Below are 23,289 nucleotides of genomic sequence, written 5' to 3' on the forward strand. Positions count from 1 at the left end.
GTGGTTCGGAGAGGATGATCCCATTTCACTTGCCCGTAAATATGCGAAAAAGGGCAGGAAGTCTTGATATGGGGGCAATTATGAAGGCTTTGTTTGAAGAGGGGTTTGCTGGCTATGTCCGGCCGGATCATGGACGTATGGTTTTTGGCGAGACAGGCAGACCTGGCTACGGTTTATATGATCGAGCGCTTGGGGCTGTGTATTTGCAAGGGATTTGGGAAGGACTTCACGTTCAAACGAGGAAAGAGAAGGTGGCGACATGAACAGAATCGAGATTCCAAGTGATTTTATCCTAGGTGCTGCGGCTTCTGCTTGGCAAACGGAGGGATGGAAGGGTAAGCAAGCGCATCAGGATTCGTACATTGATTTATGGTATAAGAACGGGTATCACGTGTGGTACGAAGGATATGGACCGGCAGGAGCAACGAACTTTTATGAGCGTTATCCAGAAGATATAGCCCTTATGAAAGAAATCGGACTGACTCATTACAGGACATCGATTAATTGGTCGAGATTTCTCACAGATTACGAGAAGGGGATTGTGGATGAGACCTACGCTCGTTACATTGATGATCTGATCAATGAATTAATCGCAGCAGGTGTAGAGCCGATGTTTTGCTTAGAGCATTATGAGCTTCCAGCCGTGCTGTTTGAAAAGTACGGCGGATGGTCATCAAAACATGTCGTCGAGTTGTTTGTTCTCTATGCGGAAAAGGTGTTTGAACGCTACGGAGACAGGGTTAAGCATTGGTTTAGCTTTAATGAACCGATTGTTGTCCAAACACGCGTGTACCTAGATGCTATCCGTTATCCCTTTGAGCAAAATACGAAGAAATGGATGCAGTGGAACTATCATAAAGCGCTGGCAACAGCAAAAGTGGTGAAGCTGTTTCGGGAGATGGGATTGAAGGAATCGACAGGTGCAAAAATTGGGGTGATTCTCAATCCAGAAGTGACGTATGCAAGATCCTCTGCCCCGCATGATCAAGAAGCGGCACGGATATATGATTTGTTTTTCAATCGAATGTTCTTAGATCCCTCCATCAAAGGAGAGTATCCAGAAGAACTGTTCGATGTGTTGAAAAAGCATGAGATTCTTTTTGATGCGACAGAGGAAGAGCTTCAGGTCATCAAAAATCATACGGTTGATGTCGTCGGGCTCAACTTATACTATCCGCATCGTGTCAAGGCGCCGAGTAAGGCATGGAACGATGGGACGCCATTTCATCCGTCTTATTATTACGATATGTTTGAGCTTCCAGGAAGAAAAATGAATCCATTCAGAGGCTGGGAAATCTACCCGGATATTGTCTATGATATGGGCATGAGAATAAAAGAAGAATACGGAAATATTGAGTGGTTTGTGGCTGAAAACGGCATGGGTGTGGAAAAGGAAGAACGTTTTAAAAGAGAAGACGGTATCATTGATGATCAGTATCGCATTTCCTTTATCAGCCAGCATTTGAAGCGGGCACTTCAAGCGAAAGCAGAAGGATCCAATTGCACGGGCTATATGCTGTGGGCTTTTACGGATAATGTCTCGCCGATGAATGCCTTTAAAAATCGCTATGGATTAGTCGAAATCCAGCTGGAAAACGAACGGAATCGCCAATTGAAAGCATCAGCGTATTGGTACCAGACATTAATTAAAACAAGGGAACTGAAGATTGAAACAGAAGTCAACTATCGATAGGAGTGATGGGATATGAAACGAATCATTCTCGCTTGTGCTGCAGGAATGTCGACGTCCATTGTAGTGTCCAAAATGAAGGCTGCTGCAGAAGCTAAAGGGCTGGATTATGACATATACGCCATACCTGAAGGGGCCATTGCAGATGAATTAGAAGAGCATGGAGAAGATGTGCAGGTGATTTTACTTGGACCGCAAGTAAGCTTTATGAAAAAGGCAGCAGAAAAAACAGCTGCCCCTTATCAAATACCTGTCGATGTCATCAATGTGAGATTATACGGAACAGCGAACGGGGAAAAAATACTAGAGCATGCTCTGAAACTAGCAAATGAATCTTGAGTAATTGGAGGAGAAGCAGATGACGGTATTAGAGGAAATGCAGGGAGCAGCCTTTCAAATCATTGCTCATGCAGGCGAGGCAAGAAGTCATTATGTCGAAGCGATTCGTTTAGCAAGAGCAGATGATTTTGAAAAAGCACAGCAGTTGATTGAAAAAGGGGAGGAAGCGTTTCGAAGCATCCACAACCTGCACTTGTCGCTGATCCAAAAAGAGGCGGCAGGTGAGCAGCTTCCCTTTTCTTTACTGCTGATACATGCAGAAGATCAAATGCTCACAACAGAGACCATTCATCTGCTTGCCATCGAAATGATCGAAATGTGTAAAAAAATGAACGCCCTGTCAAAATAGGTATCAGCTAGTAACCAATTTCTGTTATAATCATTCGATAGATAGAGAGAAAGCAGGATTGGTGAATGAAGAAAACATGTATGTTAATTGCGGTTGGTCTTTTGGCGCTGCTCATTTCTGGCTGTATGGGAATGAAGGAGCAAACGGAAGGAAACCAGCAAGTAGTCAAAGAGGAAAAGGGTCCATTACTAGCAAAAGAAATAGAAGAGACTCAGCAGACAGAAGCGGCAATGATTGATACACAAAACTGGATAGAGCAAAAGGAGCCGGTTGAGCTTCCTATTTTAATGTATCACAGCATCTCCAGCGGCAACTCGCTGCGTGTACCAAAGAGCGAGTTTGCGGCTCATATGAAATGGCTGAAGGATAACGGCTATGTCACGCTGTCGCCAGAAGAAGCGTACCGCGTCTTCACAACAAATACGAAGCCAAGTGAAAAGTGTGTCCTCATTACATTCGATGATGGATATACCGATAACTATACAAAGGCATTTCCGATATTAAAACAGTATGGAATGAAGGCAACGATTTTCATGATTGAGCAATCCATTGGCCGCCCAAACCACTTAACGGATGATCAAATGGATGAAATGATAGCTAATGGGCTGTCGATTGAGAGTCATACAATTCATCATTTAGAGCTCAATCGCTTATCAAAGGAGCAGCAGAAAGAGGAATTAAAAGGATCAAAGGCATTCTTTGATCAGCGATTTTCTCAGCGTACGAGAATGGTCAGCTATCCTGTCGGGCGCTATAACGAAGACACGCTGAAGCTGGCGAAGGAAGCAGGTTATCAAATGGCTGTCACCACTGAACCAGGACATGCGAAGAAGGAACAGGGCATGATGTCCTTGCATCGTATCCGCGTGTCGCCGGGATTTTCACCCGAAAGCTTTGGCAGGCTGGTAGAGGGAAATCGATAGGGATCAAATCACAAATGTTTCACATGAAACATTTTACGACAAGTTTCATGGTGATGATCGGTGAATCGACAATATCATCTAGGATACATCTCAAACGTAATACTAAAAACAAATGTTTTTTGGATGGTGTGAAAAGAAAGGAGAACGTGTATGTCCAATTTCTTAGGGATCGATCATGTTCAATTAGCTGCCCCAAAGGGGAGTGAAGAGAAAGCACGTTTATTTTTTGGAGAAATTTTAGGAATGAGAGAAATACCTAAGCCTAGTCATTTAGTTCAACGTGGCGGTGTTTGGTTTCAGTGCGGAAATCAGCAGCTTCATATTGGCATTGAAAATCAATTTCATGCTGCTAAAAAAGCTCATCCAGCATTTCAAGTAAAGAACTTATCAAATCTAAAAGAGACTTTAATGCAACATCACATTCTTATCAAAGAAGATCAGCCCTTAGATGGAGCAATCAGGTTCTATGTGGATGATCCATTTGGAAATCGAATTGAATTTTTAGAGAGAATGGAGTAAAAAGCACAACTATATTTTCCGATATTTCTAGGATAAATCAAAAAAAGAATAAGGCTGTCTAGATTTTCTAGACAGCCTTATTCTATGATAGAACGTCCGTTATTGATAAACGGGATAGCCCGTTATTTTGATATCTTTCCCGAGTGGTTCTACTGAGAGTTGATCCAATTCAATGGCATCACTCATGAGGCGTATGCCTTCGCCTCCGAAAAAGGAAGGGGAAAGCCGCCCGCCAATAAGTTTAGGTGCCATATAAATGACCAATTTATCTACAAGCTGCTGTTCTAAAAATGAGGCATTGACCTGGCCGCCGCCTTCAATCATGAGGGAGGAGACATTTCTTTTTCCCAGCATTTGAAGCACTTCTTGCAGGGGCACCCGCGTCTCGCTATCTGTCATAAAGACGCTGACGCCAGCTGCTTCTAAAGCGGCTCGTTTCTTCTCATCGGCTTGCTTTGTTGTAAAGATCCATATAGGTGCCGTCTGGTCAGTGACGATCTTTGCTGTCAGCGGTGTTGACAGCTTAGAGTCTAAGACAATTCGAATCGGATGATGCCCATTTGGAATCCGTGCAGTTAGTGAAGGATCGTCATGAATAACGGTTTGAGCACCGACCAAAATCGCATCATTGATACTGCGGATATGATGAGCATCATAACGAGATGTTTCAGATGTAATCCACTTGCTGTCTGATGTCGCAGACGCAATTTTTCCGTCTAAGGTAATACCTGTCTTGAGCGTCACGAAAGGTGTTTTTTTCGTAATATAATGATTAAATACTTCATTCATGAGAATGGATTCCTGTTCCAGTACGCCTGTAATCACTTGAATGCCAGCATCTTGTAAAATGGCAATCCCGCGGCCTGCGACAAGCGGGTTCGGGTCAAGCGCTGCCACGACAACGGTTTCGACGCCTGCTTTCACAAGTGCTTCCGCGCAAGGGCCTGTGCGGCCGTGATGGGAACAAGGCTCGAGGGTCACATAAATGGTGGCTCCTTTTGCCTTGTCTCCAGCCATTTTGAGTGCATGAATTTCAGCATGCGGTTCACCGGCTTTCATGTGAGCACCGACACCAACAATTTCATTCTCTCGCACAATCACAGCCCCGACGAGCGGGTTTGGAGAGGTCTGACCTTTCATTGCCTGTGCATTTTCAAGGGCTAGATTCATATATCGCTCATGATGTGGCAATCGTACGCACCTCTTGCTCCGCCTTCATGTGACCTGAGCGGTTGATTTTTGTCTGCAAGTATTTTTCGTTAAACTCCGAGACATCACCCCAAAGCGGAATGCGTCCAGAAAGAGATAAACCTGCATGGCTGATGGCATCTGTCTTTTTCGGATTATTGGTAATGAGTCTGACCGGCTTTGTACGAAGTGTTTGAAGAACGGCGATGGCTTCTTCATATTGACGCGTGTCATCTTCAAAGCCGAGTGCTTCGTTCGCTTCTACTGTATCGTAGCCGTTTTCTTGAAGAATATAAGCCATGGCTTTACTGAAAAGTCCAATACCGCGGCCTTCATGATTGGCTAAATAAAACAGGGCACCTGCACCATTGTCTTCAATCATCCGCATGGACTGCTTCAATTGGAACCCGCAGTCGCAGCGCTTGCTTCCGAAAATATCACCAGTGTGGCAAATGGAATGCATGCGGATAAGGGCTTCGTCAGCGTGCTCGAAATCCCCATACACTAGAACGCTTGACTGCTGATGATCGGCAAGCTGTCGGGACGAGAGGCTTTCAATTAAAGCTTCATCTGACAATGGCTCTTTTCCATCGTCTTTTAACCATGAATACCAGTTGAACATCACGGTTCTGCCGTCTAAATTCACTGGCAATTTAATGGGTCCAGTGATATATATATACCCGTCTTCTTGCTGTACTCGTTTGATTTTATCTTTTAAAATGGCTGTTTTAAGATCTGTGTGTTTGTCCATATTCTGCACCTTCTTTTTTGTCTGTTTCTTCAATCTGTAAACGAACGAGAACGCCAAATGGATCAACAAATTCGTTACTTTTCCCTGTTGTTTTCACTTGAGTGCCTGCTTTTGTCAGACGCTCGACGACGGACTGTTTGTCTGCTTCTTGTGGGAATACCAGTGTATAGCTTCTAATTCCTGAAAAACGTGGATCAATGGCTCCTTTTCGTCCCCGTCCCCATGCATTAAAGGCAAGGTGATGGTGGTACACACCAGCGGCGATAAACAGACTTGCTGGTGGAGCCATTCGGATATGGAAACCGAGCGTATTGACATAAAAGGAATCAGCTTCTTCTGGGTTGAGATGGAAATGTAAGTGTCCCATGACTGTACCAGCAGGAAGTCCTTCCCACGTTGTATCAGCGGCTTCTTGCAGGAGACCATCTCCATCAAGCGGTGCATTTCCGCCACCTTTCAGTTCTCCATGCTCACCTACCCAAACGTCCTCAGGGCGATCAGCATATATTTCTACGCCAATGCCATCGGGGTCACTTAAATAAATGGCTTCACTGAAAAAGTGATCGCTTGCTCCAATTAAAGGATAGCCTTTTTTGATCACATGTGCCAGCCATGTGCCCAGGTTTTTTCTGGTAGGTAATAAAACAGCAAAATGATAAAGTCCTGGCTCATGATCAGGCTTCTCCTTGAGCTGTGCATCCTCTTTTAACAAAAGAATGGGTTCCTTTGCATTGCTTCCAAGAGTGACGGTGGATTCCGTCTGTTCTACTATTGTAAATCCTAAAATGTCTGTATAAAAAGGTAAAGAACGCTCAAAGCTGGACACATGTAACTCTGTTACACCCAATCTTAGCTCCTCAATTGTCTTCAAGCTCGGTCATCTCCTTCATGATATATGCATCGGCATGTTCAAATGTTTTTGAAAATCTATAAAAATGAATACCTTGTTACTTAAAGTAACTAAACTATATAATAGTTAGTGACTTATTTCAAGTAATTAATTGTGCTATAATGAAAAAAAGAGAGAAAAGCAGGAGGGAGTAAAATATGGCTCAAGTAGATGGCTGCCCAATCACAGATGCCATGGAGATTCTAGGCAAGAAGTGGGTCATTCTCATCATCAATCAGCTTCTGACAGGCCCTAAGCGCTTCTGTCAGCTTGAAAATGAAATGAACATCAGCGGACGATTATTATCAAAAAGGCTGAAGGATTTAGAAGCTGAAGGACTCGTTGAGAAAAACGTATACCCCGACATTCCAGTACGGATTGAATACGAATTAACAGCGCAAGGGAAGAAAATTGAGCCGATTATTCGTGAAATGTATGCTTGGTCTTTAGAACGTAAAAACAGCAAAAAAGGGGAACATGTCCATTCCTAATTGATTTCGATCAGACTGTCTGATCGAAATTTTTTTGTGCGATTTTCCAGAAATCTAAGTCAATAGTATGAAAAATGATGTTGACAATAAATTCATTCATCATATAAGATCAAGAAGAAGAGGGTTCTTTTCCCTGTAATGGAATGGAGGTTATGCCATGTTATCATGAATGGGACAGATTGCCTAAAACACGTGTCAAACCATCATTTAGAAGCAGACATCTTTGGCTTTTAGGAAGCAAAGATTTATTTTTTCAACTCAATTGATAATGATTATCATAATCATCTATAAGTGTGATCCAGCGCTTATGAAGGTTATTTTTTTTATTATCCATTGAGAATAATTATCAGTATCATTTAGGAGGGTTCATATGAAAGCGATTCGTTCAACATCACACGTATTATTGTTCTTTAGTTTTGTTCTATTATTGGCTCTAGCCCCGGTTAGCTCAGCTTCAGCAGCAGGCTTAGCAGATGGTCAACATTCAGCACAATATGTGGTATGGAAGGCAGATAGCGATTCGACTTCAACAGCGAATACGTATTTTGAAAAACCAGCCAAGCTTGTCGTGAAGAATGGAAAAATCAAAGCACAAGTCACGTTAACGAATAGCTCTTGGATCACAAGCTTTAAAACGCTTGATCAAGGTGTCTACAAAGATGCCAAGGTGATCAGTACAAACACAGCTGCGAATAAGAGAACAGTAGAATTCAACGTGAACAGCCTGACAGAAGTCGTACCAGCAAAAGTGAGCGTGACTGTACCGGTCATCGGATATACAGGGAATTACGACATCCGTCTCAAGTTTGATGCAGCATCTGTTCAATAGAAAGGGAGGAAATTCGCTTGATGAAAAAAATGATGAGGCTATCAGTCTTCATGACCGCTTTATTATTGGCACTCATGCTGCCTTTTTCAAATGCACAGGCTACCACGTTAAAGGATGGTACATACTCCGTCAATTATACTGTGCTGAAGGCTGAAGGAAATGCGGTCTCCATGGCAAATGATTACTGGCTGAAGCCAGCAAAAGTGATTGCTAAAAATGGGAAGCTGACGGTACAAATGACCATTAAAAATAGCAGTTGGGTGACGGAATTTAAAGTCCCGGGAAATGGCGGCTATGTTGACACAACGGTTCTCTCAACCAATAAAAAAGCCAACACAAGGATTGTTCAGTTCCAAGCTCAGAGCTTGTCTAAACCAATCAAGTCAAAAATTCATGTCACTGTCAAATCTGCTGATTATGATCATGATTATACCATTCAGCTGAAATTCGATGAGAGCAGCATAAAATCGCTTTCGTCTAACAGCACAAACAAATCAGCGGGTGCAGCAGAAAATCAGCAGCCATCAAAAGAATCAACTAAAACATCTGATACATCCACGACAAAACAAGAAGAGAATCCTCAAACTGGTGATACAAGCCAGGCAGGGTGGCTCCTTGTGCTTGCTCTATGCTCAGGCGGGTTTTTAGCAAGAAAGTGGATCATCAAGCATTAACGGAAGGAAGTGTCACCATTTGAAACGTCTTTTTCATCTAAAGGCAGCCATTCTGCTCGTTTTATTCAGTTTATTGACTGCGTTTCAGATTCCTCAAGGAACGGCTCAAGCAGCATCATTTGTTGATGGTGAATACACGGCCGGATTCACCATTTTAAAAAATGGCAGCACAGAAGCGTCTATGATGGATACCTATACAGAAAAGCCAGCTAAGCTGATTGTGGAAAATGGCAAGACGACTGCCTATGTCACGCTGAAGCAAAGCAAAGAGATGACAGATTTCAAGGTCGAACAAAATGGCGCTCTTGTCACCACTGAAACCGTCAGTGAGGATGAAACTGCCAATACACGTGTGATCAAATTTGATGTAGCCGACTTATCAGCCAAATTAAACGGCTGGGTGAAAATCTACTGGGATTTAGGCGGCTTTATTTATGACGAAGCGTATGACGTACAGCTTGCATTCGATCAAAGCAGCCTAACACTCGTTACACCTGCAAAGCCAGACGATAGCGAAACAAAGCCAGATGACCAAAATGGCACAAAGCCAGACGATAGCGAAACAAAACCAGATGACCAAAATGGCACAAAGCCAGACGATAGCGAAACAAAACCGGATGATCAAAATGGCACAAAGCCAGACGATCATCAGGCAACACCAGGCAATAACAATGGCACAAAACCAGATGATTCTGCGCAAAATCAATTAAAAGATGGCGAGTACCGCATCAATTACAGTGTGCTGAAAGGGGATGAGGACGAGGCATCTCGAATGAACCAATACTTCTCACATCCTGCATCCTTAACAATCAAAAATGGAAAACAAACCATTTCCTTTACGGTGAAGGACCATACGTCTGTCGCTTCCTTGAAAACAGAGAAAAACGGCTCTTATCAAGAAGTGAAGACGGTCAGCACAGATCAAGCAAAGAACACAAGAGTAGTGTCATTTGATGTCGCTGATCTGAAAAAAGCGGTCAAAGGAAAAGTACACATTGTGGTAGCAGCCGCTCACTATGACCAAACCTACGACATTCGTTTTCAATTTGATGCAAAGAGTATCGCTCCACTTAAGGACGGACAGGTAAAGGAAGAAACACCGGCTGCACCAGAAACACCAAAACCAAACACACCCACAACAGAAACAAATAACGGCGGAGCTGCTCAAGAGACGGCTCAGCTTAAAGATGGTGTATACAAGCTTCCTTTCTCAATGAAGAAAGCAGACAAGGATGAGCCTTCTCGCATGAACGATTACGTCGTGAGCCCTGCGACATTGGTCGTGAAAAATGGCCGCCATTTCGTTTCATATACAGTGAAAAACAGCTCAGCCATCACGTCCTTCCAAGTAGGAACAGGCGGAAAGTTTGAAGAGACGCTTGTCGCAAAAACAGATCAAAAAGCAGACACACGAGTGATTCAATATGAAGCCAAAAGTTTAAGCACTGCTCAAGCAGCACGCGTAAAAATTGATATTCCAGCTGCGAATTGTCATGAGCAGTACGATGTCAAACTTGTCTATGACACAAAAGGAATTGCACATGGTGAAGGAAGCGGCATTGCTACGGTAATCGGAGACGATGAGAGTATCGGCTTTGTCAAAAATCCAAATGATCGCGAACCTCAACCAAATCAGCTTGAGAATCTAGCGCCAGAGGAAACAGGCGCAGAGCAGCTGACATTTACTCCATCAGATGACCAAACCAAGTCTGAGTCTGGACAGCTGAATCCAAAAACAGGAGATACCTCTCTTCTTTGGGTGTATATTCTTTTATTCGGCGGGTCATTATTCGTACTCGTAAGAAAGTATCAAACAAGAACAAGATAGATAGTTTAGTTTAAGTGAGATGCGCCGTATATCTCGGCGCATCCACTCTCTTTTTTCGAAAGGAGGCTTCTGTTTTTGAAGCATCGAATGCTATGTACCCTGATCGCTGCTCTTAGTGTATGCGTGATCTTATCGGGATGCTCACAGTCAGCAGAAAGCTCAGCGAAAGGCAAAAAAAACGCAGAATCAAGTGCGCGCATTGTGGCAACGACTGTAGCTGCTGTGGAGATGATGGATGCTTTAGAGGTGGATCTTGTCGGGGTGCCAACAAGCCAAAAATCCTTGCCAGCTCGTTACAAAGGACTGCCAGAAGTCGGCAATCCAATGAGCCCAGACATGGAAATCATCCAATCACTTCAACCGACAGATGTCCTGTCTGTCACAACCCTACAATATGATTTAGAGACACCCTTTCAGCAAGCAGGTGTCCCTGCGACATACTTAAATCTCGAGAGCCTTGGCAGCATGGAGAAGGCGATCATGAAGCTCGGGGAAAAGTATGACAGAAAGAAACAAGCCGAGCGCATCGTGTCTGATTTTGAACAAAAAAAGAAAGACATACAAGAGAAGACGAAGGGGAAGCGAAAGCCATCCGTTCTGATTTTGCTTGGTGTACCAGGCAGTTATTTAGTGGCGACAGAGAACTCATATATTGGTGATCTTGTGCGTATCGCAGGCGGAGAGAACATCGTCAAAGGTGAGAAAATGGAGTATTTGGCATCCAATACGGAGTATTTACAAAAAGCCAATCCAGATATCATACTCCGGGCCGCACATGGGATGCCAGATGAAGTCGTCCGCATGTTTGATCAAGAATTTAAAACAAATGACATCTGGAAGCATTTTCATGCAGTCAAGCAAGACCAGGTGTATGACCTCGAAGAAAGCTTATTTGGGACAACGGGCAATTTAAAGGCAGCAGAGGCATTAGATGAACTAACGCGTATGTTGTATCCGTCATAAGCGGCGAATCTGAATGATAAAAGGACGTTCAAGATGAAAAAAACAGGGATTTTATTTCTGATAGTCAGTCTCTTACTGGCCTGCGTGTTTATTTATTCCGCCATTACTGGGAGCATTCATGTTACCCCAATTGAATTATTGGAAGGGCTCATCACCGGTCAACATGCACAGGTAGACATCATTAAAGATTTGAGAATTCCCCGCGTGCTCATCGCAATGTTTACAGGAGCCGCCTTATCTGTATCCGGTGTGCTGCTGCAGTCGGTCATGAGGAATCCATTAGCTGATGCCGGCGTCATTGGGATTTCATCAGGAGCCAGCTTCTTTTCTTTAATGGCGATGACAGCACTTCCTCAATTTTATTTCTACTCTCCTTTATTTTCGGTGTTAGGCGGAGCCATTGCGTGTTTCCTCGTGTATGTTCTGTCTTGGAAGGGCGGTTTAAGCCCAATCCGTATGATTTTGGTTGGGATCGCCATCAATGCCATGTTTACTGGATTGGCTGAAGCATTTGTGACCATTTGCAGCTATTTCAATATCACGATCAATCAGTCCGGACAGTCGAATCTCACGATGAAAACGTGGGGAGATGTCCGTTTAATCGGAGTCTATGGCGTCGTCGGCCTTGTCGTAGCACTTTTCTTTAGCAGATGGTGCAACCTCTTGGCTCTACAGGACAAGACAGCGAAAAATTTAGGATTGCGTGTGACCAGAATGCGCCTTTTGATTTCCATCACAGCAGTATTGCTTGCGGCGGTGACGGCAGCGGTAGCGGGCGTGATTGCCTTTGTCGGTTTGCTTATACCACACATTTCAAGAAGGCTTGTCGGCTCGGATCACCGGGTACTCATTCCATTTTCTGCGTTAAGCGGGGCTTTGCTAATTTTGACGGCGGATACGCTCGGCAGGACGCTTGTCGCGCCAAATGAGATTCCTGCTTCTACGATCATGGCCGTGATTGGCGGGCCATTTCTGATCTTTTTACTAAGAAGGGGGGATCGTCTCCATGGACATTCGTGAGGTGTCATTCTCATATGACCAGCAGAAGGACATCGTTCAATCGGTCACAACACAGATTGAAAAGGGGAAAATCACAACCATTATCGGTCCGAATGGCTCGGGAAAATCCACACTACTTTCCTTGATGGCGAATAATCATGCTCCAAACAAAGGGCAGATTCACTTAGACGGCCAAGCGCTGAATGCATTTAAGCCAAAGGAGCTGGCAAAAAAGCTGGCTGTCGTCCATCAACAAAATGAAGCGCCGCTTGATTTAACGATCGAACGGGTCGTGGCATTCGGTAGAACGCCGTACCAGACGATGCGCGGGGGAGACAAGGAAGAGGATGAGAGAGCGATAGAGTGGGCACTGTCCAGTACAAAGCTAACGGAAAAAAGAAAGGTGCCGCTCGCCTCACTGTCAGGCGGTGAGCGTCAGCGTGTATGGATTGCGATGGCACTTGCGCAAAAAACACCGATCCTTTTCTTAGATGAACCGACAACCTATTTGGATATTTACTATCAATTTGACATTCTTGAGCTGATCCGTGAGCTCAATGTCGTGCATGGACTCACGATTGTCATGGTGCTGCACGACATGAATCAGGCTGTCCGCTACAGCGATGTCATCATTGCGATGAAGGATGGACAGATCATCAGTGAAGGACAGCCAAACGATGTGTTAACAGAAGAGAATGTGCGGCACATTTATGATGTGTCCGTCACGATTAGACAGGATGTAGAAACAGGAATGTACATCGTGCCAGTTGGCATATAAAAGCAGGTGAGACAGTGTGAAAAGAGGAAAAAGGGTCTGGCAGGGTATGCTGACGATCGTCTGTTTAGGTGTATTCTTTTATAGCGGTACAGCCATTGGTTTAGAACTGTTCGGTTATTATCAAAATCGTCAGGTGCTTGCAAAGGCTCAAACGATGTATGGACAAGAGCAAGAAATGAATGAAAACCGGGAGCCGGGGACCATCCGTACGTCATTTGATGAGCTGCGGAAGGTGAACAACGACATTGTCGGCTGGATCAATATGAAGGACACGATGATTCAGTACCCAATCGTTCAATCTCGTGATAATGCGTTCTACTTAACCCGCAATTATTTAAAAAACGACACCCGGGCAGGTAGTATCTTTATGGATTATCGCAATGACGTCTTGCATGAGAGCCCCAATACTGTGGTGTACGGGCATCGGATGAGAGATGGATCCATGTTCGCTGGACTCACAAACTATTTAAAAAAGGATTTCTTCCATGAGCACCGGACATTTCAGTACGATACGCTGTATCAAAGTTATGAAGCGGAGATTTTTGCTGTGTATGAAACGACGGTGGATTTCGATTATATTCAAACCGATTTTCAAGATCTAGGCGAATATGCGCACTACTTGCAAGCTGTGCGGAAAAAATCAATCTACCAAACGAAGACAGACGTGTCCACAGATGACCTCATCCTCACTCTATCGACCTGTGATCATGTGCTTGCACCTAAAAACGGGCGTCTCGTGGTACAGGCAAAGCTAAAGAAAGTTTACTAGAAAAGGAGAGACAGACGGTTGAAATTTTCACATGTGATCTTCGCGGGACTCGTCTTGATGCTTCTCCTCGGCGGATGCAGTCAGGCGGCACCTGTAGAAAAGGGAAGCGGACAAGGTGAATTGAAGATAAAGGATTTTACCGGCAGAACGCTGTCGTTTGAAGAATCACCTCAGCGTATCGTCGCATTATCGACTGGAGACATGAGCATTCTGTATGCCTTAGGCGGTGAGGTAGTTGGCCGTCCGGCCGCCGAATTACCAGACAGCTTACAACAGGCAAAGTCCGTCCAAACAATTGGTACAACACATCAATTTGATGTAGAGCTCATCACAAGCTTAAAGCCCGATGTTGTGCTTGGGAATGAACAATTAAACAGCAAGGACATCTCTACAATAGAAGGAATTGGTTCACAGCTTCTTTTGACAAGTGCCAATTCAGTGAAGGACATCCAGCATCAAATTACATTATTCGGAGATTTGCTAGGGAAGCAGCAAAAGGCAAAAGCACTTAACAAGCAAATCGATCAGCGGAAAAAGCAGGTCAAACAGCCTCAGAAAAAAGTGAAGACACTCGTTGTATACGGGGCACCCGGCACATATATGGCGGCACTTCCTCAATCCTTAAGCGGAGATTTACTGCACATCGCAGGAGGGACGAACATCGCTGAGAATGAACCGGCACTCGAGAAATTTCCTCAATACGCTCAAATCAATGCAGAAAAGGTCATCGAGGCTGATCCTGACCTTATTCTGCTTATGACTCACAGCAATCCTGAAGATGTAAAAGCGGGCTTTATGAGTGAAATGAAACAGAATGCCGCATGGCACGATGTGAAAGCTGTCAAAAATGGACACGTCGAGATTCTACCTAGTGATCTATTTGGGACGAATCCAGGCGCAGAAGTGATGAGAGCGATTGATGAGCTAGAGAAAAGATTGAAGCGATTGTCATCATGAAAATGAATGAAGAGTTAGATTTTCGAAAAAGGCAGTCGAGGCGAAAGTGGCTGATACCTGGACTATTTTTCTCGTTAGGTGTGGGCGCATGCCTAGGGCTTGCATTAGGTTCTGTTCAATTATCGCTGCCAAATCTACTTGCCGCTTTGATGGGATCAGGCCAGCCTGTCCATGAGAAAATTGTGATGGATTTACGTCTGCCGCGTGTTTTGATCGGTTTTATTGTCGGAGCCTGTCTCGCAGCATCAGGAGCCATTTTACAAGGAGTCGTTCGAAATCCACTGGCTGACCCTGGCATCATCGGTGTGACCGCTGGCGGCGGCTTGGCTGCTGTGCTCAGCATGATTGTGTTTCCGCAATTCACGTATTTGCTGCCAGCCGCTGCTTTCCTTGGCGCTTTATTAGCGGCACTTGTGGTGTATATGCTCTCATTTGATCAAGGGGTTTCACCGCTGAAATTGATTTTGGCGGGAGTGGCAGTCAATGCCCTGCTTGGGGCGGTTATGAATGGGTTTATGGTGCTTTATAGTGAGCGTGTGCAGGCTGTTCTGCCTTTTTTATCAGGAGGATTAAATGGACGGAGCTGGCATCATTTAGGCTTTGTGTCGCCTTATGCGCTTGCTGGACTGTGTCTTTGTTTTTTTGCGGTCAAGCCGGCAAATCTTCTTTTGCTTGGTGATGAATCGGCGCAGCTGCTCGGCCTTAGAGTAGAGCGCACCCGGTTTTTCTTAATTGCGCTGGCGGCGCTTTTAGCTGGTGCGGCTGTAAGTGTGAGCGGTTTAATTGGATTTGTCGGACTTGTCGTTCCTCATTTTATCCGTCTTTTAATTGGAGATGACTACCGGTACCTGCTGCCGATCTCAATGCTGGGCGGAGGCGTACTTGTGGTTTTTGCAGATACAGCGGCACGGGTATGGTTTACACCGGTTGAACTGCCAGTTGGGATCTTGCTTGCCTGTATCGGTGCACCTTTCTTCCTCTATTTATTAAAAAAGAAAGGGAGGGGTTAAGTTGGATGTGATAGCTATGGATGACGTGAGTCTCAGTCAAGGGGGCTTTCGGCTGTCGTCTATTTCAGCAGCTGTTCCTAAAGGAAGTGTGACAGGAATTATTGGACCGAATGGATCAGGGAAGTCGACTTTTATTAAAGCAGCCGCACGTCTTACGTCGATTGAAAACGGCACGATATACATTCACGATATACCGCAAAAAGAGATGACAGCTCAGGAGATTGCAAAGGAAATCGCCGTTCTCATGCAGACGAGAACAGCCATCCCATCTATGACCGTACGGGAGCTGGTCGCACTTGGACGCAGTCCGCATCGTTCGATCTGGAAAAAGAGCTCGAAGACAGATCAAGAAGCGATTGAGTGGGCGCTTGATGTGACCAATAGCCGCATCAATGAAAACAGAATGCTGCATACATTGTCAGGTGGAGAAAGGCAAAAGGCGTATATTGCGATGGCGCTCGCTCAGAAGACAGAGACCTTGATTCTGGATGAGCCGACGACTTACTTAGATATTGCACATCAGCTTGATTTACTAGAGCTGCTCAAACAGCTGAATAAGACGCATGGGATCACCATTTTAATGGTTCTCCACGACCTGCAGCAGGCAGCGAAATATTGTGACCGCCTCATTGCGATGAAGCGTGGTCAGGTTTATCAAATAGGGACACCAAACGAAGTATTAACAGAAAGCTTTTTCAAAGAGGTCTTTGGGATTCAGGCTGAGGTTCACTTAGACGGTGAGCATCCGCTCATTATTCCCATCGCTTCGATCCAACAACAAAAGGGAGATGAACAAAACATGATCATTGTCAACAACCAGGTAAGAGTAGAAAAAGGCAGTGCCGATCACCTCGTCAAGCGCTTTAACAAGCAGGGACAAGTAGAATTCATGGAAGGATTTTTAGGCATGGAAGTATGGGTCACACAGCAGACAACCGATTACGATGAAGTGACCATTCATACCCGCTGGAATCGAAAAGAAGACTTTGTGAACTGGACAAAATCCCAGGCATTTGGTGATGCACACGCTCATGGGAAAGCAAAACCTGAAGGTCTATTAAAAAACAAAATTACGTACTATGAAGTGCAAGTCACTAGACCAGCTTTACAGAAAAAAGCCTAAAAAAGAAAACACAGCGCTGCGGCTCAAAAGCAGTGCTGTGTTTTTGATTTTTTTACTTTTCGTCACATATTTTTGACAAAGTATTCAAACAACTGACACAATACCATCCAATTTTTAGGTAAAATTTACTTTATTTTTGAAGCGTATGGGTGTAAAGTACAGGTATAAATAACTAACCGAATGAAAAGCAAGAGTAAAATTTCACCGAGTAAACCATTTCAAACAGGCTATTATTTGTGAATCATTGAACAAATATTGAACATTTTGTGAAATGGTGAGCATATATATCTCGAATCATTCGGCATGTGAAAGTAGGGAGGATGTAAGGCTGTGAGTGAGCTGTTTTTAGCAAGATTTCAATTTGCTTCAACGACATTATTTCATTTTATTTTTGTTCCTATGTCAATAGGTTTGGTGTTTATCGTCGCATTAATGCAGACCCTTTATGTCGTCAAGAAAAAAGAGATTTATAAAAAGATGGCGAAGTTTTGGGGTCATCTATTCTTACTCAATTTTGCAGTAGGTGTGGTGACAGGGATTCTCCAGGAATTCCAGTTTGGGATGAACTGGTCAGATTATTCAAGGTTTGTTGGTGATGTGTTTGGTGCACCGCTTGCCATTGAAGCGCTGCTGGCCTTTTTCCTTGAATCTACATTTATTGGACTTTGGATATTCGGCTGGGATCGTCTGCCGAAGAAGATTCATTTATTGTGTATTTGGCTTGTTTCCCTTGGTACGATCTTTTCGGCGTTTTGGATTTTACTCGCCAACTCATTTATGCAAGAGCCAGTTGGATTTGTCATTAAAAATGGCCGCGCAGAAATGAATGATTTTGGCGCTCTTGTAACAAACCCGCAGCTTTGGGTTGAATTTCCGCACGTTCTGTTTGGTGCGCTGGCTACAGGTGCATTCTTTATTGCAGGAGTTAGTGCCTATAAAATGATCAAAAAACAAGAAATCGCCTTTTTCAAAAAATCATTCCAAATTGCCATGGTACTCGGTTTTATTTCTGGCTTAGGTGTGGCGTTCTCTGGACATGATCAAGCGAAGCATCTAATGAAATCACAGCCGATGAAGATGGCAGCAAGTGAAGCCCTTTGGAAGGATAGTGGAGATCCAGCGGCTTGGACATTATTTGCCAATATTGACACAGATAAAAAAGAAAACTCTGCGGAGATCAATATTCCGTTTGCTTTAAGTTACTTGGCTTATCAGAAGTTCAGCGGAGATGTGCCAGGCATGCTGACACTTCAAAAAGAATATGAAGCAAAGTTTGGCCCTGGAGACTACATTCCGCCAGTGAAAACCACATTCTGGAGCTTTAGAATCATGGTTGGTGCCGGAATGCTGATGATTTTTGCTAGTATGCTTGGCTTGTACTTGAGCTTTAGAAAGAAACTCGAAACGAACAAATGGTTTTTACGCTTCATGGTAGGGATGATTGCGTTCCCGTTTATTGCGAATTCAGCCGGCTGGATCATGACTGAAATTGGTCGTCAGCCGTGGACCGTCTTTGGTATGATGACGACGGCTCAATCGATTTCGCCAAACGTATCGTATGGCATGCTGTTATTCTCAGTCATTAGCTTTACGACGATGTATCTGATTCTTGCCATCTTGCTTGCCTACTTATTCATTCGAGAAATTAAAAAAGGTGCACATTCGGAAGAGGATACAGATCAAAAGGATGAAACGGACCTGTCTACAGATCCATTTGATGGAGGCGCATATCATGGCATATCTTAACGAGATTTGGTTTATTCTTGTCGCAGTATTGTTTGTTGGATTTTTCTTCTTAGAAGGATTTGATTTTGGTGTTGGGATGTCCATGCAGCTGCTTGGAAAGGATGCGCACGAGCGCCGCATTTTAATTAATACGATTGGTCCTTTCTGGGATGCGAATGAGGTCTGGCTGATTACAGCTGGGGGCGCTATTTTCGCTGCATTCCCTCACTGGTATGCCACGATGTTCAGTGGATACTATATACCATTTGCGGTTCTCCTCTTAGCGCTCATCGGGCGCGGAGTTGCCTTTGAATTCCGAGGGAAGGTTGAGAAAGCCTCTTGGATTAAAGCATGGGACTGGGTCATCTTCTTTGGCAGTCTGCTGCCTCCGTTTTTACTCGGTGTGCTATTCACAAGTATTTTACGCGGGATGCCAATTGATCAAGACATGAACATGTACGCTGGTTTTACGGATTTTGTGAACCTTTATTCAGTGATTGGCGGGTTAGCTGTGACGGTTCTTTGCCTTCTACACGGATTGATTTTCGTCACACTTCGTACAGAAGGTGATTTAAGAGATCGTGCAAGAAAGCTTGGACAGCGTGTCCTGCTCATTGCGCTGCCAGTTCTTGTCCTATTTGTCGGTGTATCTATCATGGAAACAGACATTTATACGGTACGCCCGATCATCACCATTCCGTTAACTGTCCTGATTGTGGTTTGTTACGTAGCGGCTCTATTCTTTATGAGAAAAGAACGTGATGGCTGGACATTCCTATTCACAGGTGCAGGCATCATGGTGACAGTGACGATGCTGTTCATTGCATTGTTCCCGCGCGTCATGATTAGCTCAATCAACCATGCGTTTGATCTTACCATTCAAAACGCTGCATCCGGATCTTATTCACTGACGGTGATGACGATTGTTGCCATTTCTTTGCTGCCCTTTGTGCTTGGGTATCAAATTTGGAGCTATTACGTCTTCCGTAAACGTGTCAGCGGTAAGGAGCCAATGACCTACTAATGGATAAACGTTTGCTTCAATTAAAAGGAATGAGGGGGCTTTTTGCCCTCTTAGGTATTGTGTCACTCATCCAAGGAGCAAGTATTATTTTCCAAGCACAGTGGCTGGCACATGCCATTACTACGCTGTTTGACGGGAAAAGCCTTTCGCAGGCAACGCCTTATGTCCTGCTGTTTCTTGCTGCCTTTCTGGTGCGGCACGGTCTCACCTTGATTCGGGAGAAGGTCATGTTTACGTACTCTTCCCGAATTGGAGCAGACGTCAGAAAACAGCTGTTAGACCAACTCTTTCGTTTAGGTCCAGCTTTCACAAAGAAAAAAGGGACAGGAAAGCTTGTCACATTAGCGATGGAGGGAATTGCTCAATATCGTCAGTATTTACAGCTATTTTTACCGAAAATGGTGAACATGGCAGTGATACCGGCAATGGTCCTCATCTATGTATGGACATTAGACGAAACATCTGCTGTCATTTTAATTGTGACGCTGCCGATTTTAATTATCTTTATGATTTTGCTAGGTCTTGTCGCTCAGCGTAAAGCGGCCAAACAATGGAGATCGTATGAGAAATTATCCAATCATTTTACTGATTCTCTCCGCGGCCTTGAAACGCTTCGTTACTTAGGCATTAGCAAAAAACATTCCCGCAATATCGGGGAAGTGTCAAAGCGATATCGAAAGGCGACCATGAGTACGCTGAAGGTCGCATTTCTTTCATCGTTTGCGCTTGATTTCTTTTCCATGCTGTCGATTGCAACCGTCGCTGTTTTTCTTGGCTTGCGATTAATTGAAGGAGAGCTTCTGTTATTGCCGGCTCTGACGGCGCTCATGCTGGCACCGGAATATTTCCTGCCAGTACGTGAAGTGGGAAATGATTATCATGCGACGCTAAATGGAAAAGAAGCGAATGAAGCGATGCAGGTCATTTTAGAAGAAAAGGGCTTCCGCGCGCAGGAGACACAATTAGTGCAACTAGATGAGTGGAATGAACAGTCTGCGCTCACCCTGCAAGATGTTAGTGTCCAGCATGACGAACATGCCCCTTATTCGATTCAGGATGTCGACCTCACTGTCAAAGGGAAGAAAAAAATCGGAATTATTGGTGCCAGTGGTTCAGGGAAATCGACGTTAACCGATGTGCTCGGCGGATTTGTTGAACCGACCTCAGGTCAAATCACGTTAAACGGCCAGCCGCTTGTTCATTTACAGATGAAGGAATGGCAAAAGAAAGTCGTCTATATGCCGCAGCACCCTTATTTATTTCACATGACATTAAGAGAAAACATTCGTTTTTATGAACCGCATGCAACAGATGAAGAAGTGGAAAGAGCTGCCTGTGAAGCTGGCTTATCTCAGCTCGTAGCGCAGCTGCCAAATGGTCTCGATGAGGTCATTGGAGAACAGGGAAGAGGGCTCAGCGGCGGACAGGCGCAAAGAATTGCGCTTGCCCGAACGGTGCTGGGCCAGCGGTCAATTATGCTATTAGATGAACCAACGGCGCATCTCGATATTGAGACAGAGTATGAATTGAAGAAAACAATGCTTCCGCTGTTTGAAGATAAACTTGTGTTCTTAGCGACGCACAGACTCCATTGGATGCCAGACATGGATGAGATCATTGTCATGGATCATGGAACGATTGCAGAAATGGGTACACATGAATCATTAATGCAAAGAAAAGGCTTGTATTATCAATTGGTACAGGAGCAAATGGGGGCGGTCACACATGGTCAGTAAAGGCTGGTTTATACCTTATATCAAGGAGAATCAAAAGCTGTTTGCGCTGGTTTTATTTCTAGGGGCCATTGCGGTATTCTCTGCTTCTATGCTGATGTATACGTCAGGATTTCTCATTTCAAAAGCTGCCACAAGACCTGAGAATATACTCATGGTCTACGTCCCAATTGTAGCTGTACGGACCTTTGGTATTTCACGCTCAGCTGCCCGATATGCAGAAAGACTGGCGAGTCATCAGCTCATTTTGACAATGATTGAAAAAATGCGAGTGCGTCTGTATGATTTGGCTGAACGAAGTGCGAAACAGACAAAGCTGGGTACAGGTGAAATGCTTGGGCTCTTGTCAGATGATGTCGAGAGACTGCAGGACGCCTATTTAAAAACCATCTTTCCATCCATCGGTGCGCTGCTTTTATATGCCGCATCGATTGGGGCACTTGGCCTATTCTCATGGCCTTTTGCTGGACTGATGCTGCTTTATATGGCACTTCTCGTATTCGTTTTCCCATACGTCACAGTGCTAGTGAACCGGGCGAGACAAATTCAAATGAAAAAAGGCAGAAATGAACTGTACAGCCATTTAACAGATGCAGTCATGGGCGTTAGTGACTGGTTGTTTAGCGGCAGGCAGAAAGATTTTGTTGATGGATATGAACAGAAAGAAGCGCAGCTGTTAGCGCTTGAAGCAGACAAGCACCGGTTTATCCGCCTGCGCCAGTTTTTTGCACAGCTCATGATTGGGGGAGCTGTCGTACTTGTCGTGTATTGGAGCGGTTCTGTCGTTCAGTCAGGCTCGATGTCACACACACTAATTGCAGCCTTCGTGCTGGTTCTGTTTCCGTTAACAGAAGCCTTTCTTCCACTCTCAGATGCAGCAGGTGATATTCCAGTCTATCAGCATGCTGTCAGCAGATTAAATCATTATGAAAAACTTTCGTATGAAGGAGAATTTGAGAGAAAGACAGTGGATCAGTCAGCTACTTCTCAAGGTGAAGCTGTCTGTTTTGATCAAGTGTCCTTTGGGTATGATTCGCACCAACACGTGCTAAAGCATCTCTCATTTTCACTGAAGCAAGGTGAATCACTTGCTCTCTTAGGAAAAAGTGGTACAGGAAAATCGACTATTTTGAAATTGTTAGAAGGAGCTGTCGTGCCAAATCAAGGAGCTGTCAGTATCCAGGGGAAATCGGTAGAAAGCATTCGAGCGAACGTGTCCACCTATGTGTCAGTGCTCAATCAACAGCCGTATTTATTCGATACTTCTGTTTTAAACAATATTCGCTTAGGCTCTCCAGATGCGACAGAAGAGCAGGTAAAAGAAGCAGCGAGACAAGTGCAGCTGCACGATACCATCGAATCCTTGCCAGAGGGTTATCACACCGGTGTGCAGGAGACAGGGATTCGTTTCTCAGGTGGAGAAAGACAACGGATGGCGTTAGCACGGATTTTGCTGCAAAACACCCCGATTGTTGTATTAGATGAGCCCACCGTCGGACTTGATCCGCGCACAGAGCGTGAGCTGCTTGAAACCATCTTCCGTGTGTTAAAAGGAAAAACGGTCATTTGGATTACCCATCATCTCACTGGCTGTGAGTCATGTGATCGCATTATGTTTATTGAAGATGGACAAATTGAGATGCAGGGGGTGCATCAGGATTTACTGAAAGAAAACCCCCGTTATCAAAAGCTGTATGAGATGGATCGTCCGTTTTCTACAATATAAATAGATGAAATA

23 protein-coding genes and 1 pseudogene are annotated in these 23,289 nt (G+C 44.4%); 21 read left to right on the forward strand and 3 right to left on the reverse strand.

The window, feature by feature from the left end; all coding sequences use genetic code 11:
• Positions 1-53: 53 nt before the first annotated feature.
• The 6 genes and pseudogenes from C6W21_RS10905 to C6W21_RS10930 all read left to right on the forward strand — a co-directional run.
• Positions 54-263: pseudogene (locus C6W21_RS10905) on the forward strand (mannonate dehydratase); the annotation flags it as partial.
• Positions 260-1,693: a glycoside hydrolase family 1 protein gene (locus tag C6W21_RS10910; RefSeq protein WP_106050391.1), complete on the forward strand. Its 1,434-nt coding sequence runs from the start codon at positions 260-262 to the stop codon at positions 1,691-1,693. The pseudogene C6W21_RS10905 and the gene C6W21_RS10910, both read left to right, overlap by 4 nt.
• Positions 1,694-1,705: 12 nt before the next feature.
• Positions 1,706-2,029 (forward strand): PTS sugar transporter subunit IIB, encoded by a 324-nt coding sequence (locus tag C6W21_RS10915; protein ID WP_044140307.1) that lies wholly within the window; start codon positions 1,706-1,708, stop codon positions 2,027-2,029.
• 19 nt (positions 2,030-2,048) lie between these two features.
• Positions 2,049-2,378: a PTS sugar transporter subunit IIA gene (locus C6W21_RS10920; protein ID WP_034660460.1), complete on the forward strand. Its 330-nt coding sequence runs from the start codon at positions 2,049-2,051 to the stop codon at positions 2,376-2,378.
• A 65-nt stretch (positions 2,379-2,443) separates the two neighbouring features.
• Entirely contained in the window at positions 2,444-3,301 is an 858-nt protein-coding gene (locus C6W21_RS10925) for a polysaccharide deacetylase family protein (RefSeq protein WP_106050392.1), read from the forward strand.
• 150 nt (positions 3,302-3,451) lie between these two features.
• On the forward strand, positions 3,452-3,820 hold the full coding sequence (locus C6W21_RS10930) for a VOC family protein (RefSeq protein WP_106050393.1): 369 nt from the start codon (positions 3,452-3,454) through the stop codon (positions 3,818-3,820).
• A gap of 99 nt (positions 3,821-3,919) precedes the next feature.
• Here C6W21_RS10930 and ribD read toward each other — a convergent pair whose 3' ends face one another.
• From ribD to C6W21_RS10945, 3 genes are read right to left on the reverse strand one after another with little or no spacing between them, the layout of a single operon-like run.
• The gene (gene ribD / locus C6W21_RS10935) at positions 3,920-5,011 is read right to left on the reverse strand and encodes a bifunctional diaminohydroxyphosphoribosylaminopyrimidine deaminase/5-amino-6-(5-phosphoribosylamino)uracil reductase RibD (RefSeq protein ID WP_106056264.1); all 1,092 of its coding nucleotides are present in this window, start codon (positions 5,009-5,011) and stop codon (positions 3,920-3,922) included.
• A complete protein-coding gene (locus C6W21_RS10940; RefSeq protein ID WP_106050395.1) occupies positions 4,998-5,759 on the reverse strand; it encodes a GTP cyclohydrolase II in 762 nt (253 codons plus the stop codon). Before C6W21_RS10940 ends, ribD begins: the two co-directional genes overlap by 14 nt.
• Entirely contained in the window at positions 5,737-6,630 is an 894-nt protein-coding gene (locus C6W21_RS10945) for a VOC family protein (RefSeq protein ID WP_106050396.1), read from the reverse strand. The genes C6W21_RS10940 and C6W21_RS10945 overlap by 23 nt, the downstream gene beginning before the upstream one ends.
• 176 nt (positions 6,631-6,806) lie before the next feature.
• Between C6W21_RS10945 and C6W21_RS10950 the strand changes: the two genes are divergently transcribed.
• The 15 genes from C6W21_RS10950 (at position 6,807) to cydC (ending at position 23,277) form a co-directional block, all read left to right on the forward strand.
• The gene (locus C6W21_RS10950) at positions 6,807-7,139 is read left to right on the forward strand and encodes a winged helix-turn-helix transcriptional regulator (protein ID WP_106050397.1); all 333 of its coding nucleotides are present in this window, start codon (positions 6,807-6,809) and stop codon (positions 7,137-7,139) included.
• A 370-nt stretch (positions 7,140-7,509) separates the two neighbouring features.
• Positions 7,510-7,968, forward strand: coding sequence for an NEAT domain-containing protein (locus C6W21_RS10955; protein ID WP_106050398.1), 459 nt, complete (start codon positions 7,510-7,512; stop codon positions 7,966-7,968).
• A 20-nt stretch (positions 7,969-7,988) separates the two neighbouring features.
• On the forward strand, positions 7,989-8,642 hold the full coding sequence (gene isdC, locus C6W21_RS10960) for a heme uptake protein IsdC (RefSeq protein WP_106050955.1): 654 nt from the start codon (positions 7,989-7,991) through the stop codon (positions 8,640-8,642).
• Positions 8,643-8,661: 19 nt separating this feature from the next.
• Entirely contained in the window at positions 8,662-10,470 is a 1,809-nt protein-coding gene (locus tag C6W21_RS10965) for an NEAT domain-containing protein (RefSeq protein WP_106050399.1), read from the forward strand.
• A 75-nt stretch (positions 10,471-10,545) separates the two neighbouring features.
• On the forward strand, positions 10,546-11,433 hold the full coding sequence (gene isdE / locus C6W21_RS10970) for a heme ABC transporter substrate-binding protein IsdE (RefSeq protein ID WP_106050400.1): 888 nt from the start codon (positions 10,546-10,548) through the stop codon (positions 11,431-11,433).
• Positions 11,434-11,466: 33 nt separating this feature from the next.
• A complete protein-coding gene (locus C6W21_RS10975) occupies positions 11,467-12,453 on the forward strand; it encodes a FecCD family ABC transporter permease (protein WP_106050401.1) in 987 nt (328 codons plus the stop codon).
• Entirely contained in the window at positions 12,440-13,210 is a 771-nt protein-coding gene (locus C6W21_RS10980; RefSeq protein WP_106050402.1) for an ABC transporter ATP-binding protein, read from the forward strand. Before C6W21_RS10975 ends, C6W21_RS10980 begins: the two co-directional genes overlap by 14 nt.
• 16 nt (positions 13,211-13,226) lie before the next feature.
• Positions 13,227-13,979, forward strand: coding sequence for a class B sortase (gene srtB / locus C6W21_RS10985; protein WP_106050403.1), 753 nt, complete (start codon positions 13,227-13,229; stop codon positions 13,977-13,979).
• An 18-nt stretch (positions 13,980-13,997) separates the two neighbouring features.
• The gene (locus tag C6W21_RS10990) at positions 13,998-14,936 is read left to right on the forward strand and encodes an ABC transporter substrate-binding protein (protein ID WP_106050404.1); all 939 of its coding nucleotides are present in this window, start codon (positions 13,998-14,000) and stop codon (positions 14,934-14,936) included.
• Positions 14,933-15,946, forward strand: coding sequence for a FecCD family ABC transporter permease (locus C6W21_RS10995; RefSeq protein WP_106050405.1), 1,014 nt, complete (start codon positions 14,933-14,935; stop codon positions 15,944-15,946). The genes C6W21_RS10990 and C6W21_RS10995 overlap by 4 nt, the downstream gene beginning before the upstream one ends.
• Before the next feature lies 1 nt (position 15,947).
• Positions 15,948-17,069, forward strand: a complete 1,122-nt coding sequence (isdG, locus tag C6W21_RS19390) for a heme oxygenase (protein ID WP_106050406.1) — start codon at positions 15,948-15,950, stop codon at positions 17,067-17,069.
• A gap of 330 nt (positions 17,070-17,399) precedes the next feature.
• Positions 17,400-18,815: a cytochrome ubiquinol oxidase subunit I gene (locus C6W21_RS11005; protein ID WP_106050407.1), complete on the forward strand. Its 1,416-nt coding sequence runs from the start codon at positions 17,400-17,402 to the stop codon at positions 18,813-18,815.
• Positions 18,802-19,818, forward strand: a complete 1,017-nt coding sequence (cydB, locus tag C6W21_RS11010) for a cytochrome d ubiquinol oxidase subunit II (protein WP_106050408.1) — start codon at positions 18,802-18,804, stop codon at positions 19,816-19,818. The genes C6W21_RS11005 and cydB overlap by 14 nt, the downstream gene beginning before the upstream one ends.
• Positions 19,818-21,554 (forward strand): thiol reductant ABC exporter subunit CydD, encoded by a 1,737-nt coding sequence (gene cydD, locus C6W21_RS11015; RefSeq protein WP_106050409.1) that lies wholly within the window; start codon positions 19,818-19,820, stop codon positions 21,552-21,554. Before cydB ends, cydD begins: the two co-directional genes overlap by 1 nt.
• A complete protein-coding gene (gene cydC / locus C6W21_RS11020) occupies positions 21,544-23,277 on the forward strand; it encodes a thiol reductant ABC exporter subunit CydC (protein WP_106050410.1) in 1,734 nt (577 codons plus the stop codon). The genes cydD and cydC overlap by 11 nt, the downstream gene beginning before the upstream one ends.
• Positions 23,278-23,289 lie beyond the last annotated feature (12 nt).

Source organism: Bacillus sp. NMCN1 (genome assembly GCF_002998085.1).
Taxonomy (GTDB): Bacteria; Bacillota; Bacilli; order Bacillales; family Bacillaceae; genus Bacillus.